Annotated in this window: 12 protein-coding genes and 1 pseudogene; 3 read left to right on the top strand and 10 right to left on the bottom strand. The window is 72.9% G+C overall.

The features are described 5' to 3' along the window. Positions 1 to 66 precede the first annotated feature (66 nt). The 4 genes from ACIP98_RS16175 to ACIP98_RS16160 are packed head-to-tail and all read right to left on the bottom strand — an operon-like array spanning position 67 to position 3,543. The gene (locus tag ACIP98_RS16175; RefSeq protein WP_401976575.1) at positions 67 to 786 is read right to left on the bottom strand and encodes an ABC transporter permease subunit; all 720 of its coding nucleotides are present in this window, start codon (positions 784 to 786) and stop codon (positions 67 to 69) included. A gap of 24 nt (positions 787 to 810) precedes the next feature. Next, positions 811 to 1,728, bottom strand: coding sequence for an ABC transporter ATP-binding protein (locus tag ACIP98_RS16170; RefSeq protein WP_319663416.1), 918 nt, complete (start codon positions 1,726 to 1,728; stop codon positions 811 to 813). Beyond that, positions 1,725 to 2,642, bottom strand: a complete 918-nt coding sequence (locus ACIP98_RS16165; protein WP_319663415.1) for an ABC transporter permease — start codon at positions 2,640 to 2,642, stop codon at positions 1,725 to 1,727. The genes ACIP98_RS16170 and ACIP98_RS16165 overlap by 4 nt, the downstream gene beginning before the upstream one ends. Then, positions 2,629 to 3,543 (bottom strand): ABC transporter ATP-binding protein, encoded by a 915-nt coding sequence (locus tag ACIP98_RS16160; protein WP_401976367.1) that lies wholly within the window; start codon positions 3,541 to 3,543, stop codon positions 2,629 to 2,631. The genes ACIP98_RS16165 and ACIP98_RS16160 overlap by 14 nt, the downstream gene beginning before the upstream one ends. 265 nt (positions 3,544 to 3,808) lie before the next feature. Here ACIP98_RS16160 and ACIP98_RS16155 point away from each other — a divergent pair, with 265 nt between their 5' ends. After that, entirely contained in the window at positions 3,809 to 4,537 is a 729-nt protein-coding gene (locus ACIP98_RS16155) for a DUF6159 family protein (protein WP_401976365.1), read from the top strand. Between the two features lie 152 nt (positions 4,538 to 4,689). Here the strand turns inward: ACIP98_RS16155 and ACIP98_RS16150 are convergent, their stop codons facing one another. Beyond that, positions 4,690 to 5,343 (bottom strand): DUF6344 domain-containing protein, encoded by a 654-nt coding sequence (locus ACIP98_RS16150; protein ID WP_319663412.1) that lies wholly within the window; start codon positions 5,341 to 5,343, stop codon positions 4,690 to 4,692. Positions 5,344 to 5,827: 484 nt separating this feature from the next. On the opposite strand from ACIP98_RS16150, the gene ACIP98_RS16145 reads away from it, so the two are divergent. After that, complete coding sequence (locus tag ACIP98_RS16145; RefSeq protein ID WP_401976363.1) at positions 5,828 to 6,718, top strand: LLM class flavin-dependent oxidoreductase; 891 nt, start codon at positions 5,828 to 5,830, stop codon at positions 6,716 to 6,718. Here the strand turns inward: ACIP98_RS16145 and ACIP98_RS16140 are convergent. Next, positions 6,711 to 7,037 (bottom strand): hypothetical protein, encoded by a 327-nt coding sequence (locus ACIP98_RS16140; RefSeq protein ID WP_319663410.1) that lies wholly within the window; start codon positions 7,035 to 7,037, stop codon positions 6,711 to 6,713. The two genes, ACIP98_RS16145 and ACIP98_RS16140, sit on opposite strands and share 8 nt — an antisense overlap. A 110-nt stretch (positions 7,038 to 7,147) precedes the next feature. Between ACIP98_RS16140 and ACIP98_RS16135 the strand changes: the two genes are divergently transcribed. After that, positions 7,148 to 8,005, top strand: coding sequence for a Cof-type HAD-IIB family hydrolase (locus tag ACIP98_RS16135; RefSeq protein ID WP_319663408.1), 858 nt, complete (start codon positions 7,148 to 7,150; stop codon positions 8,003 to 8,005). Positions 8,006 to 8,032: 27 nt separating this feature from the next. On the opposite strand, the pseudogene ACIP98_RS16130 reads toward ACIP98_RS16135, so the two are convergent. The 4 genes and pseudogenes from ACIP98_RS16130 to ACIP98_RS16115 form a co-directional block, all read right to left on the bottom strand. Next, positions 8,033 to 9,133: pseudogene (locus tag ACIP98_RS16130) on the bottom strand (GAF domain-containing sensor histidine kinase); the annotation flags it as partial. A 51-nt stretch (positions 9,134 to 9,184) separates the two neighbouring features. Further along, positions 9,185 to 12,670, bottom strand: a complete 3,486-nt coding sequence (gene cydD, locus ACIP98_RS16125; protein ID WP_401976361.1) for a thiol reductant ABC exporter subunit CydD — start codon at positions 12,668 to 12,670, stop codon at positions 9,185 to 9,187. Between the two features lie 22 nt (positions 12,671 to 12,692). Further along, on the bottom strand, positions 12,693 to 13,694 hold the full coding sequence (gene cydB, locus ACIP98_RS16120) for a cytochrome d ubiquinol oxidase subunit II (protein WP_319663406.1): 1,002 nt from the start codon (positions 13,692 to 13,694) through the stop codon (positions 12,693 to 12,695). An 11-nt stretch (positions 13,695 to 13,705) separates the two neighbouring features. After that, on the bottom strand, positions 13,706 to 15,211 hold the full coding sequence (locus ACIP98_RS16115; RefSeq protein ID WP_401976360.1) for a cytochrome ubiquinol oxidase subunit I: 1,506 nt from the start codon (positions 15,209 to 15,211) through the stop codon (positions 13,706 to 13,708). Positions 15,212 to 15,244: the final 33 nt, after the last annotated feature.

Here is a 15,244-nt window from a genome sequence, read left to right as displayed (position 1 = left end):
CCCGAACACACCAGGCCGCCCGGGCGGTGAAGACCACCCGGGCGGCCGAGTCCGCGGCGCGGCGGGCTACTCCTCGCCGGCCAGTGTGAGCGCGCGCATCCGCTGCCCCGCGTAGGCGGTGGCCAGCACGGTGACGCCGATCAGCAGCACCACCGCCAGCGGCAGCCCCACGTCGGACGTGATCTGCCCCTCGCCCGCGATCCGCTGGGCCAGCGCCAGCGCCCACTGCTGCACACTCAGCGTGCGGGCACCCGGTACCAGCGAGCCGATCAGCGACTCCCAGATCAGCGCGTACACCAGGCCGAAGACCACGGCCTGCCGGGTCACGACGCCCAGCAGCAGGAAGACCGCCGCGTAGGTCACCGAGGCGACGGCCGCGGCCACGGCGAAGGCGACCGCGATGCCCTGGCTGTTGCCGTTCAGGATGAAACCGGCGATCAGCGTCGGCACGGCGGAGAAGACCACCGAGACACCGATCGCGACCAGCAGCTTGGTGACGATGATCGTCGGCCGCGGGACCGGCTTGGCCAGCAGGTAGACGATCGAGCCGTCGTCGATCTCCGGGCCGACGGCCCCGGTGCCGGCGAAGACGCCGACCAGCGGCACCATCGTCGCCAGGGCGAAGCCGCCCAGGACCGACGTGGCGGTCGAGTCGTCCGCGCCGGTCAGGGCGCGCACCGCCGCCGAGATGAGGAGCAGCAGCGCGGGGAGGGCGAACAGGACCAGGGCCCGGCGCCGGCCGAGCAGACCCCGGTAGGTCAGCCGGGCCACGGTGGGATTGAACAGTGGGAACACGGGAAGCTCCTCGCCCTATGCCGTGACCAGATAGGAGAACACGCTCTCCAGGGACTCGTCGGACGGCGAGACCGTGTAGAGCCGGATGCCGCGCTCGCGGGCGACCCGCGGCAGCAGTTCGGTGAAACCGGCGAAGTCGATCGCCTGGATCCGCAGCGCCCGCTCGTGCCAGTCCAGTTCGATGGCGGCCGTGGAGCCGTCCGCGATCAGCGCGGCGGCCAGCGCCCGGTCGTCACTGGAACGCACCAGGTAGCGGTGCGGCCGGTCGGTCATCAGACGGCGGATCTTGCGGAAGTCGCCGGACGCGGCGTGCCGGCCGGCCACGACCACCTCGATGTGGCTCGCCAGCTGCTCGACCTCCTCCAGGATGTGCGAGGAGAACAGCACCGTGCGGCCCTCGTCGCCCATCCGCCGCAGCAGGTCCATCAGCTGGAGCCGCTGGCGCGGGTCCATGCCGTTGAACGGCTCGTCCAGCAGCAGCACCGACGGCTCGTGCACCAGCGCGGAGGCCATCTTCGCGCGCTGCCGCATGCCCTTGCTGTAGGTGGCGATCTTGCGGTCCTGGGCGAACTCCATCTCGACGGTGGCCAGCGCCCGCTGGGCCGCCGCGCCCGGGTCGGGCAGGCCGTGCAGTTCCGCGTTGGCCACCACGAACTCACGGGCGGTCAGGAAGTCGTACATCGCCTCCCGCTCGGGGACGATGCCGATGTGCCGGTACACCTGCTCGTTGCGCCAGATCACCGTGCCGTCGAGGGTCACGCTGCCGACCGAGGGGGCCAGGAAGCCGCCCATCATGTTGATCAGCGTGGACTTGCCGGCGCCGTTGGGGCCGAGCAGACCGGTGACGCCGGGGCCGATGGTCATCGTCACGTCGTTGACGGCGACGACGTTGCCGAACCAGCGGGACACATGGTCGATGGACAAGGTGGTCACGACAGAACGGCCTTTCGGTAGCGGCGCATCAGCAGGCCGAAGGAGCCGGCGATCGCGACGAGCAGGACAACCACGTAGGCCATTCCGGCCGCCGCGTTCGGCGGGCCCGCGGCGTCGACGAAGGAGGACGACGCGCCCAGCACCCAGGTCTGCGCCCCGTCGATCAGCGTGATCGGCGAGAACAGGCCCAGCCAGCCGACCACGTCCTTGTCGCCCTGGACGGAGGCGACCGCCTGGACGCTGCTGACCGCGCCGTACGGGAGCGTGAACGCGGCGATGATCGCCGCGACGCCGAAGCCGCGGCGCGGGGTGAGCGCCGCGATCACCAGGCCGACGCCCGCGTAGAGCATCGACAGCAGCAGCTCGGCCAGCAGGGCCTTGGCGAAGCCCGAGGTCTGGTCGGAGAAGTCGAACTTCGCCAGCAGCGCGCCGATGTAGAGGATCAGCACCGGCGTCGCGGTGAGGATGAACAGCGCCGAGGTGAGCGCCGCGAACTTCGCCGCGACGTAGTCGACCGCCTCGATCGGGCGGGAGAAGTACAGCGGCGTCGTCTTGAAGCGCAGGTCCAGCGAGACCGCCGTGGGGGCCTGCGCCGCCAGGAAGAGGCCGATCACCGCCTGCATGATGATCGCGTACCGGGTGTACTCGATCGGCAACTTGGTCATCTTCGTGCCGATCGCCACCGCGACGATGATCGCGGCGGGCGCGCACATCACCGCGAACAGGGTCATCGGCAGCACCTTGGACTTGACCGAACGGCCCAGTCCGTAGGCGCCCCGCAGGCTCTGCGTGAACAGCGAGCGCCTGGCGTACGCCCGGCCCAGCCGCGGCCCGTCGTAGTGGCGGTACCCGATGTCGTGAATGACGTCCTGGGCGCCGCCGGCAGCAGGCCCGCGTCCCTCAAGCTGCGTCACGGTCGTCCCCTCCCCGGAAGATCTCGGCGATGCGGTGCCGGCGCTGCTCCATCCGGACCAGGCCGGAGCCCAGTTCGGCGACGGCGTCGCGCACGGTGTCGTAGGTCTCGTCGCCCTCTATGTCGACGAGCAGCAGATGGCCGTCGGCGTGCGCGTTCAGCCCCGCGGCGGTGAGCTTGCTCAGCAGCTCCTCCTCGTGGTCGGTCACCTCGACCGCGAGAGAGGCGGTGGCCTGCGTGAAGTCGCTGGTGGAGGAGGCGCGCAGCAGCTGGCCGCCGTCGATCACCACGATGTGGTCGCTGGTGCGCTCCAGTTCACCGAGCAGATGCGAGGTGACGAGCACGGAGATGCCGAACTCGGTGTGGACGCGCCGGATCAGCCCGAGCATGTCGTCGCGGCCGACGGGGTCCAACCCGTTCGTCGGCTCGTCGAGCAGCACCAGGCGTGGGTCGTGCACCAGGGCCTGGGCCAGCTTCACGCGCTGCTTCATGCCCGTCGAATAGCCGCCCATGGGGCGGTAGCGCTCCTCGTACAGCCCGACGTGGCGCAGCGTGTCGGCGGTCCGCTCGCGCGCGGCCGTCGGCGGCAGCCCGGACATACGGGCCATGTGCACGACGAACTCCGTCGCGGAGACGTCCGGCGGCAGGCAGTCGTGCTCCGGCATGTACCCCACCGCGGCACGGATGTCCGCGCCCTGGGTCGCCACGTCCATGCCCAGCACGACGGCACGGCCCTCGGTGGCCGGCGACAACCCCAGCAGGATCTTGATCAGAGTCGACTTGCCGGCTCCGTTCGCGCCCACCAACCCGGTCACCCCGGATTCGATGTCCACGGTGAGCCGGTCCAGAGCGGTCACCCTCGGGTACCGCTTCGTCAGGCTTTCAGCAGCGATCACAGTCACACCACGAACCTAGTGGTGCGAGCCACACCCGTCGTCAGTCTCGGGGGCGGTTGTCCGTCGTCCTTGGGACTGACGTTCCCGTAGGGGACGGGTGATCGACGGGGGATCGCCGGATACATTGCGGCCGGCGGGGAGTTCGTACGGGAGGGGCGGGACGGTCGTGGAGAGCGTCGGGAACGGGGAACGTCGGGGGAACGCGGGCGGTTCGGCCGGCTCGCCGGGCTCGGGGAGCGGGCAACGGGGGATCGTCGGGACGGTCCTGCGGGTGCTGCGCCGCAGACCGGCGCTGCTGTGCTTTCCCGCGCTGAGCGCGGGGGCCCTCGGGGTCGTCCTGCTCACCGCGTGGCTTCAGCCGCTGCGGGGCATCTGGGAGCGTGCGCGGCTCGACCAGTCGCCCACCGCGGGGCAGTTCATCGCGCTCCTGGTGGTGTTCTTCCTGGTGTCCTGCACCAGTACGTACTTCAACGCGGCGCTGCTGCACTCCGTGCACGCGCTGGGGCAGGGCCTGCGCCCGGCCGTACGCGTCTCGCTGCGGGCGGCACTGCGGCGACTGCCGACGCTGCTGGCGTGGTGCCTGCTGGGCAGCAGTCTGGGGATGGTGCTGCGGGTCCTGGAGTCGACCGCGGGGGTGTCCTGGATCTTCGAACTGGCCGGCACGTCCTGGTCGCTGTGGACCTTCTTCGCACTGCCCGTGATCGTCGTCGAGGGCACCGGCCTCTTCACCGGCCTGCGCCGCTCAATGGCACTGGGCCGGTCGGAGCTGGGCAACTGGGTGGCCGGCGGGATACGCCTGGCCCTGACAACCGCCCTGGTGGTGGTCGTCGCGATCATCGCACTCATCCTCGCGGTCGAGTCGGACAGTGTGACGGTCCTGGTCGCCACGGCGGGCTGCGTCGTCGCGCTGTTCCTCGCGACGGGCCTGCTCTCCGCGACCGTTTCCGGCATCTACCGCATGACGCTCTACCAGCGGGCGGTGGCACGTCAGCCGGTCTGACCGGCTTCTCCTGCCCGGCCCTTGGCGCCGTACGGGACTGTCGGGGCTGTCGGGGCTGTCGGGGCTGTGCGGGTTGTGCGGGCTGTCGGCTCTCCCGGATGGTCCGGGCGACACGACCGGTCCCGCGGTCCGCGGCAGCGCGTACGCGACGCTCACGCGCACAGGGCCCAGTCGCGGCGGCGGTCGGCCGTGCGGGCGTGCGCCTCGGCCGCGGTCCTGGCCGAGCTCTCGTCGGCACCGGCCATCGCCGGCTGACCGGACGCGTTCTCACGGACCCGGCGCGAACCACTGCGTGCCACCGGGGAGGCGCCGTGGGCTTCGGCGCGGATGCGCTGCTTCATCGTGGGCGGCAGCGACAGCTCGCGCAGGCACTCGGCGATGCGGGGGACGAGGGCGTGCGCGGCGGACGACTCGTGCGACGCGGTGGATCCTGGCGAGCCGGCCGACGGCGACGGGACGGCCGCACGGCGGGCGAGGGCGGCGCGGTGCGCGGTGGCCTGCCGTGTCGCCCGGTCGGGCCGGGGCCGCGGCCGGGCGGCGGGAACGAGATGGCGGGCCGACCGCACCCGGGGCGGAAGGACGGGTTCGCGGCGTTCCGCTGCCGCGCCCGTGGGTGGTGCGTTCACCTCCCTGGCGGTCTCGGCGAGCAGCGCCTCCACCAGGGAGAGCGGGGCGGCCTCCGGTCGCGGGGCGACGGCGGCGGTGGTACGGCCCGCCGGGACGGCGAAGCCGAGACCGGCGATCATCTTGAGAAGGAGCGTGACGAAGGCGTTCCAGAACGCCTTGGCGTAATTGTTGGCAGCCATGACCTCTCACTTCCTCGTGAGTCGGGGAGCGACTAGTCCGATGATGCGGAAGTGAGCACGAAATGCCCGGAAGCGCACCTCGAGAGTGGCGATATTCGGATCAACACCACCCGGGTGGCCCAAGCGGGGCCCCCTCAGCCCCGTTCGGAGGCCCGCTCACCTGACAATCTCCCGAGTTGCGGGTCATGGACACCGGTGTTATTTCCCGACGGTCCCAAGGCCCGGCTTGAGGGGCGGGAGGCCGTGGTGGCCTTCCCGACCGCTCCGCTCGGGCGGTGTCCGCGCCGAGGACCACCCGACGTGCCCAAAGCCCCGGCGCGGCTTCCGGTGGCGGATGCGCGGGGTCGCACGCGCCGTGCACGGCTGCGGCGGCATGGCCGGACGGACGCCGCGTTCCCCCATCGGCGGCTTCGGCAGGGACGACCGGCGGCGTCGGCCGGTGGACACGGGGAGAGGCCCGAGGGCCGGGCCGTATGGTCGTTCCATGCGTCTGAGCACTGTGATTCTGCCGATCTACCGTTGGGCCGCGCAGGGACGGGAGGTGTGGCGGCGGGCCGAGCAACTCGGCTTCCACACCGGCTACACCTACGACCACCTGTCGTGGCGGAGCTTCCGGGACGGCCCCTGGTACGGGGCGGTGCCGACGCTGACGGCGGCGGCCGCGGCAACGGAGCGGATGCGCGTGGGCACGCTGGTGACGTCGCCCAATTTCCGGCACCCGGTGACGCTGGCGAAGGAACTCATCACCGTGGACGACGTCAGCGACGGCCGGCTGACGCTGGGCATCGGCGCCGGCGGGACCGGCTTCGATGCCACGGCGCTGGGCCAGGAGGCGTGGACGCCGCGGGAGCGGGCGGACCGGTTCGGGGAGTTCCTGCCGGTGCTGGACCGGCTGCTGACCGAACCGGTCGCGGACTACGAGGGGGAGTTCTACTCGGCGCGAGAGGTGCGGAACATCCCCGGCTGCGTGCAGCGGCCGCGGATCCCGTTCGCCGTGGCGGCCACGGGGCCGCGCGGGATGCAGCTGACCGCGCGCTACGGGCAGGCGTGGGTGACGTACGGCGACCCCAGGGGTCCGGCCGACGTGCCGGTCGAGGACTGCCCGACGGTGGTCTCCCGGCAGTTCGACAAGCTGGAGATCGCGTGCGCGGAGATCGACCGCGATCCGGGCGAGCTGGAGCGGGTGCTGCTCACCGGGTCCACGGCGGAGCGCCCACTGGAGTCCCTGGACGCCTTCGTGGACTTCGCAGGCCGCTACGCGGAGGTCGGCATCACCGAGATCGTCCTGCACTGGCCGGTGGCGGACTCGGTCTACGCGGCCGACGAGAAGGTCTTCGAGCGCATCGCCACCGAGGCCCCCGCGCAGCTCAGCTGAGGCTGTGCCCGGTCCCCCGCCGCCGCCACCGGGCGAGCGGCACCGCCGGCGCGCCCGGCGGTGGCCCCGCCGGGCAGACGTCGGCGTGGCCGGCCCGGCGGCCACCGGTCGTACGGTGCGACACGGCGGCGGAGCCGCACCGGGCGCAGGTGGCGGGGGTGCCGGCCGCCGGATCGGCGACGCGGACCTGGACGGGGACCTGGGCGGGAATCTCCCCGCGGGAGCCGAAGCCGATCCCGTCCAGGACGGTCGCCACGGCATCGGCCAGGAGCACCGGCTCCCGGTCGGGCTGTTCCTCACAACGCGTCATGAGTGCCATGCCGTGATGGTGACAGCCGCCACTGACAATGCCGCGGCGCGGAATGTGGCGGTGATCGCACCCGGTCCCCGGCTGCAGCCATCCGCGGCCGGATAAGCGACCATGGGGCGGTGACCTCAGCCACCCAGCCTCCCCCCTCCACGGACTCCCTCCTCTCGGTCCCCGTACCGCGGCTGATCGCCACCGATCTGGACGGCACGCTGCTGCGCGACGACAAGACCGTCTCCGACCGGACGATCGCCGCGCTCGCGGACGCGGAGGCGGCAGGTGTCGAGGTCTTCTTCGTCACCGGACGTCCGGCCCGGTGGATGCATGTCGTCGCCGAGCACACCGCCGGCCACGGCATGGCCATCTGCGCCAACGGCGCCGCCGTCTACGACCTGCACCGGGGGCGGCTGCTCGCGGCCTATCCGCTCGACGCGCGCGACGCGCTGTCCGTGGTCACGGCCCTGCGCACCACCGTGCCCGGTACGACCTTCGCCGTGGAACTGACCGGCGGCTTCGCGTACGAGCCGGAGTACCCGCCGTACTCACCCGTGCCCGACGCGATCGTGGCGCCCGTGGAGGAGCTGGTCGGGGCGGCCGGAGGCGGTCAGCCGGTGCTGAAGCTGCTGGCCAAGCACCCGTCGATGGACCCGGACGTCTTCCTGCGCACGGCGCTGGCCGCGGCCGGGGAGTACGCGGAGATCACCCGCTCCAGCCCCTCCGCGCTGCTGGAGATCAGCGGCACCGGCGTCAGCAAGGCGACCACACTGGCCCGCTGCTGCGCCGACCGCGGGATCAGCGCCGACGAGGTGGTCGCGTTCGGCGACATGCCCAACGACCTGGGGATGCTGTCGTGGGCGGGCACCTCGTACGCCGTCGCCAACGCCCATCCGGACGTGCTGGCGGCCACCACGCACCGCACCGCCGCCAACGAGGACGACGGCGTCGCGCGGGTCATCGAGCGGATGCTCTCGAAGCGCTGAGCGACCGCTGAGCTGCCCAGGCCACCGTCACAGGGGCGCCTCCCAGGCCAGGGTGGTGCCCTTGCCGTCGGGGCCCGGTCCGAAGGTGGACTCGCCGCCCAGCGCCTCGGCCCGCCGGGCCAGATTGCGCAGGCCGCTGCGCCGCCCGGTCTCCGGGATGCCGACCCCGTCGTCGGAGACGATGAGCCGGACCCCCTCCAGCCCGTCGCCGAGCACGGCGGTGGCGTCCACGACCACCTCGACCCGGGTGGCCCCGGCGTGCCGGAGCACGTTCGACAGCGCCTCCCGCAGCGCGGCGATCAGGTTGCGCGCGCTCAGCGCGCCGACCCGTGAGTCGACGGGGCCGACGAAGCGCACGGACGGCGGGAAGCCCAGGCCCCGGGCGACCACGGAGGTCTCCCGCAGCACCTGGGCGCGCAGTCCCGCCGGGGCGTCGTCACCGGGCTCCTGCTGGAGGGCGAAGATCGCGGTGCGCACCTCCTGGATGGTGGCGTCCAGCTCGTCGACGGCGTGCGCGATGCTCGCCTCGGCCTCGGGCGGCACCGATTTGCGGATGGCGCCCTGGAGCATCAGCCCGGTGGCGAAGAGCCGCTGGATGACCAGGTCGTGCAGGTCGCGGGCAATACGGTCGCGCTCCTCGTACACCGCCAGCCGGTTGCGGTCCCGCTGCGCCTCGGCGAGCAGCAGCGCCAGTGCGGCCTGCGCGGCGAACTGCGTGGCGAACATGCGGTCGTCCTCGGTGTAGCCCGGGGCGCCGCGCACCCGTGGCAGGGCCAGCGCCCCCATCACATGCCCGCTGCTCAGCAGCGGCAGCATCATGCTGGGCCCGAAGCGGGGCGTGATGGTCGCGCCCATGCGGTCGTCGGTGGCCGCGTCCTCGATGTGGACCGGCTCCCCCGCCAGCAGGGGCCCGACGGCCGGGCTGTCGCCCTCCAGGACGGTGCCGACCAGGCCCGCCGGATGGTCGGCCGAAGCCGCGACGACCTCCAGGCCGGCCTCGGCGGTCGGCAGCAGAACGAGCCCGGCGTCGGCCTCCACCAGCCCACGGGCCTGCTCCGCGACGACGTCGAGCGCCCCGGCCCCCGGGTTGCCGAGCAGTGCCGTGGTGACGGAGCCGACCGCGTCGAGCAGCTTGGCGAGTCGTTCTGCCATACGGCGAGCGTAGGCCGGGAGCGGCCCTCACGCCGGTGCGGGAAGCGCCGCGGTCCGCGTGTCAGCTGCGCGTTCGCGCTCCAGCGTGCGGCGGAAGGGGCCCTCGGCGACGGCCAGCTCGTCGTAGGTGCCGCGCTGCACGACCCGGCCGCGGTCGAGGACGACGATCTCGTCGACCTCGGCCAGTCCGGTGAGGCGGTGAGTGATCAGGACGGTCGTCCGGCCGGCCGTCGCGGCCAGCAGATCGGCGGTGAGGGCGTCGGCGGTGGCCAGGTCGAGGTGCTCGGCGGGCTCGTCGAGCACGAGGACGGGGAAGCCGGCGAGCAGCGCGCGGGCGAGGGCGAGGCGCTGGCGCTGGCCGCCGGACAGGCGGGTGCCGTGCTCCCCCACGGGGGTGTCGAGGCCGATGTCCAGCCGGGCGGCGGCCAGGGCGTCCGTCAGCTCGGCGTCCGCGGCGCCGGGGCGGGCCATCCGCAGGTTCTCCCGGACCGTGCTGTCGAAGGCGTGCGCGTCCTGGGCGCACAGCCCCACCATGCGGCGGACGGCGTCGCCGTCGAGGGTCGTCGCGTCGGTGCCCGCGAGGGTGTAGGCGCCGGACTCCGGGTCCAGGAAGCGGAGCAGGACGTGGGCCAGGGTGGTCTTGCCCGCGCCGGACGGGCCGACGACGGCGAGGCGGCGGCCGGCGGTCAGTTCCAGGTCGACGCCGTCGAGGGCGGGCACCGGCTGCCCGGGGTGCCGCGCGGTCAGGGCGCGCAGCACCACCGGGTGCGGTGCCCGCGGCGGCCGCGCCGGGTGCTCCGGCTCCCGTACGGGCTCGGGGGCGTCCAGGACGTCGTGGACGCGCTGTGCGGCGCGCAGGCTGCGGCGGCGGTGCTGGGCCGCGAGGGGCAGACCCGCGACCGCCTCGAACGCGGCGAGCGGGGTGAGCACGACCACCGCGAGCTCCAGGCCGTCCAGCCGGCCGGCAGCGGTGGCCTGCACCCCGGCGAACGCGCACACGACGACGGTCAGCCCGGTCAGCAGGCTGCTCAGGCCCGCGCCGAGCGCGGCCCCCGCCGCCGAGCGGGCCGCGATCCGGGTCAGCGCCCGGTCCGCGTCCGCGGCCTTCGCGCGCCGTGCGGGCAGCGCCCCGGCGACGGCCGCCTCGGCCGTGCCGGTGAGCACGTCGACCACCTGCGTGGCCAGTGCCCCGCGCGCCGGGGCCAGGGCGCGCTCCGCCCTGCGGGACAGCGCGGACGACAGTGCCGGTACCGCCACGCCCGCCGCGAGCAGCCCCAGGGCGAGGGCGGCCCCGGCCTCCGGCAGGAGCCACGCCGTGAAACCGGCCGCCACGGCGCCGGTGAGCGCGGCCGCGGAGGCGGGCAGCAGCCAGCGCAGGAAGTAGTCCTGGAGGGAGTCCACGTCCGCGACGAGGCGGGAGAGCAGGTCCCCGCGGCGGATGTCGCGCAGCCCGGCCGGCGCGAGGCGTTCCAGGCGGCGGTAGACGGCCACCCGCAGGTCCGCGAGCGCGCGGAACGTCGCGTCGTGCGACACCAGGCGCTCCGCGTACCGGAACGCGGCGCGTCCGATACCGAAGGCCCTGGTCGCCGTCACCGCGACCATCAGATAGAGCACCGGGGGCTGTTGCGAGGCCCGCGCAATCAGCCATGCGGAGGTCGCCATCAGGCCGGCCGCGCTCAGCAGCGCGAGCGCCGCCAGCACCAGCGCGAGCACGAACCGCGGCCGCAGCGGCGACGCCGCGGCCCGTATGCGCCGCGCCGCGCCGGTCTCCCCCGGCCGGGTCCCGGTGGAACGGGCGGGCGCGCCGGCGCCGGTGTCCGTGTCCGTGTCCGTGTCGGCAGGTTCGGCGGGCGCCGGCGGACGCGGGGAGAACCCCGCCACCCCGGAGGTCCGGATGTCCGTGCGCACCGGTCCGTCGCCGAGCCGCACCTCGCGGTCCGCGATCGCCAGCAGCGCGGGCCGGTGGACGACCAGCAGGACGGTGCGGCCGACGGCGAGCCGCCGGACCGCTTCGACCACGGCGGCCTCGGTCCCGCCGTCCAGCGCCGCCGTGGGCTCGTCCAGCAGGAGAATCGGCCGGTCGGCGAGGAACGCCCGCGCGAGCGCGACCCGTTGGCGCTGCCCCGCGGAGAGCCCGGAGCCGGCCTCGCCGAGCCGGCGGGCGGGTTCGAGTTCGGGGGCGCCCGCGTCGTCGAGGGCGGCGCGCACCTGCGCGTCGTCGGCGTCCGGGCGGGCGAGCCGGACGTTGTCGGCGATGGTGCCGGCGAAGAGGTGGGGCCGCTGCGGGACCCAGGCGATGTGGCGGTGCCAGTCGGCGAGTTCGAGGGCGCCGAGGTCGGTGCCGCCGACCAGGACGCGTCCGGCGGTCGGCCGGGTGAAGCCGAGGAGCACGCTCAGCAGCGTGGACTTGCCGACGCCGCTGGCCCCGGTGATCGCCACCGTCTCACCGGGGGAGACCCGCAGGGACACCGCACCGAGGCGGCCTGCCACGGTGAGGCCCTCGGCCTCGACGGCCGCGGTCCGCGGGTCGGGGGCGGCGGCGTCCCCGTGCCGCGGGGCCGGGGTCTCCAGCAGGGCGAAGACCTCGTCGGCGGCCGACAGCCCTTCGGCGGCCGCGTGGTAGTGGGTGCCCACCTGGCGCAGCGGCAGGTAGGCCTCGGGTGCGAGGACGAGGATGACCAGCCCGGTGTACAGGTCGAGTTCACCGTGCACGAGGCGCATGCCGACGCCGACCGCGACGAGGGCCACGGAGAGCGTGGAGAGCAGTTCGAGGGCGAAGGAGGAGAGGAAGGAGATGCGCAGCGTCCGCATCGTGGCCCGCCGGTAGTCGGCGGTGACGGCCCGGATCGACGCCGCCTGCGCCTTGGCACGGCCGAAGACCTTGAGTGTGGGCAGGCCGGCGACGACGTCGAGGAAGTGCCCGGACAGCCGGGCGAGCAGCTGCCATTGGCGGTCCATGTGGGCCTGGGTGGCCCAGCCGATGAGGACCATGAACAGCGGGACGAGGGGCAGGGTGCCGGCGATGACGGCTGCCGAGACCCAGTCCTCGGTGACGATGCGGGCGAGGACGGCGACGGGAACGACGACGGCGAGCCCGAGTTGCGGCAGGTAGCGGGCGAAGTAGCCGTCGAGGGCGTCGATTCCGCGGGTGGCGAGGGCGGTGAGTTCGCCGGTCCGGCGGTCGGTGAGCTGTGCCGGGCCGAGGAGGGTCGCGTGGTCGATCAGCCGGGTGCGCAGGGTGGACTTCACCTCCGCCGCGGCCCGGTGGGCGCACCGTTCGGTGAGCCAGGAGACCAGCGCGCGGCCGGCCGCGACCCCGGCGAGCAGCAGCAGCGGGGTGCGCAACTCCCCCGTGCCGAGGCCGTCCTGGAACCCGCCGACCACGATCTTCGCGAGGAGCATCGCCTGGGCGATGACCAGCCCCGCACCGGCGAGGCCCAACAGGACGGAGACGGCGAGGAAGACGCGGGTGGCGCGGGCGTACCGCAGCAGCCGCGGGTCGACGGGTTTCACGTGAAACAGCCCCTCGTGTCGCTCAGTGCGCTTCGGCGATGTGCTGGGTGCCGATCCGCTTGCGGAACACCCAGTACGTCCACCCTTGGTAGAGCACGACCAGGGGTGCCGCGATCCCCGCGCACCAGGTCATGATCTTCAGGGTGTAGGGGGTCGAGGACGCGTTCTCGACCGTCAGGCTCCACGCCGGGTCCAGCGACGAGGGCATGACGTCCGGGAAGAGCGTCAGGAAGAGCGTCGCCACGACGGCGACGACCGTGATCCCGGACAGGGCGAACGCCCAGCCCTCCCGTCCGCGCAGATTCGCGCCGAGCGCCCCGAGCAGCGCCAGGACGGCGGCGATCGCGGTGGCCAGGCTCGCGGCGTCCCCGCCGTCGCCTCGCGTCCACACCAGGAACGCCGCCGCGAGCAGCGCGGTGACCGCACCGGCGCCGGTGGCGAAGCGGCGGGCCCGTGCGCGGATGTCACCGAGCGTCTTGAGCGCCGCGAAGACCGCCCCGTGGAAGGTGAAGAGGCTGAGCGTGACCAGGCCGCCGAGCAGGGCGTACGGACCGAGCAGGTCCCAGACCTGCCCGGTGTAGTCACCGGACCGGTCGATCGCCACGCCGTGCACGATGTCGGCGAAGACCACGCCCCACAGGAACGCGGGGATGAGGGAGGTCCAGAAGATGGCCCGTTCCCAGGTGGTCTGCCAGCGCTCGTCGGGGCGCTTGGCGCGGTACTCGAAGGCGACGACCCGGATGATCAGGCAGAGCAGGATCACCAGCAGCGGCAGGTAGAAGCCGGAGAAGAGGGTGGCGTACCACTCGGGGAAGGCGGCGAAGGTGGCACCGGCGGCGGTGATCAGCCAGACCTCGTTGCCGTCCCAGACCGGGCCGATGGTGTTGATCAGCACCCGCCGCTCGGGGCGGTCACGGGCGATCAGCCGGGTGAGGACGCCGATGCCGAAGTCGAAGCCCTCGAGGAAGAAGTAGCCGGTCCACAGGACGGCGATGATGACGAACCAGACGTCGTGGAGGTGCATGCCGTCTCTCCCTAGTACGAGAAGGCCATCGGGCGGTCGGCGTCGGCGTCGCCGCCGATCTTCGTGGGGGGATGGAGGTCGGCCTCGGTGAGCTCGGGCGGCCCGGCCTTGGCGTACTTGACCAGGAGCTTGACCTCGACGACGGCGAGGACGGCGTAGAGCGCGGTGAGGACGACCAGCGAGGTCAGCATCTCGGCGGTGGAGACGCCGGGGGAGACCGCGTCCTCGGTGCGCAGCAGCCCGTACACGACCCACGGCTGGCGGCCGTTCTCGGTGAAAATCCAGCCCCAGGAGTTGGCGATCAGCGGGAAGCCCATGGTGAGCAGCCCGATCCGCCAGTACCAGCGGGACAGCGTCGGGGAGAGGGCGGTGTTCCTGGTGAGCATCAGGTGCGGTGGCTCGTCGTCGCCGGTGCGCCGGTCCTCGGCGAGCCAGAACCTGCGGCGGGTGAGCCAGAGTCCGGCCAGACCGACCGCGAAGGAGGTCATGCCGAAGCCGATCATCCAGCGGAAGCCCCAGTAGGCGACCGGGACGCTGGGCCGGTAGTCGCCGGGGCCGTACTTCTGCTGCTCGGCCTTGTTGACGTCGTTGATGCCGGGGACGTACGAGCTGAAGTCGTCGTGGGCGAGGAAGGACAGCAGGCCGGGGACCTCGACGGCCACGGTGTTGTGGCCCTTCTCGACGTCGCCGTACGCGAAGATCGAGAACGGGGCCGGGGACTGGCCGTCCCACAGGGCCTCGGCGGCGGCCATCTTCATCGGCTGCTGCTGGTACATGACCTTGCCCAGCCGGTCGCCGCTGATCGCGGTGAGCAGGCCGGCGACGACGGCGGTGACCAGGGCGAGGCGCAGCGAGGTGCGCATGACGGCGACGTGCTTGCGGCGGGCCAGGTGGTACGCCGATATGCCGATCATGAAGGCGGCGCCGGTCAGGAAGGCCGCGGTCAGCGTGTGGAAGACCACCACGAGCGTGGTGTTCTGAGTGAGCACGGCCCAGAAGTCGGTGAGTTCGGCGCGGCCGGTGACCTTGTTGTAGCGGTAGCCGACCGGGTGCTGCATCCAGGAGTTGGCGGCGAGGATGAAGTACGCGGACAGGATGGTGCCCAGCGAGACCAGCCAGATGCAGGCCAGGTGGAGCTTCTGCGGCAGCTTGTCCCAGCCGAAGATCCACAGGCCGATGAAGGTGGACTCGAAGAAGAAGGCGATCAGCGACTCGAAGGCGAGCGGGGCGCCGAACACGTCGCCGACGAAGCGCGAGTAGTCCGACCAGTTCATGCCGAACTGGAACTCCTGGACCAGGCCGGTGGCCACCCCCATGGCGATGTTGATCAGGAAGAGCTTGCCCCAGAACTTCGTCGCCCGGAGGTACTTCTCCTTGCCGCTGCGCACCCAGGCCGTCTGGAGGCCGGCGGTCAGGGCGGCGAGGGAGATCGTGAGGGGCACGAAGAGGTAGTGGTAGACGGTCGTGATGCCGAATTGCCATCGCGCGACGACGACGGGGTCCAGTGCCAGGTCCACGTCACGCCTCCTGTCTAGATGAGCTTGTGAAAG

It is taken from the genome of Streptomyces sp. NPDC088354, from assembly GCF_044753585.1.
Taxonomy (GTDB): domain Bacteria; phylum Actinomycetota; class Actinomycetes; order Streptomycetales; family Streptomycetaceae; genus Actinacidiphila.
This window is presented reverse-complemented; position numbering and strand designations above follow the sequence as displayed.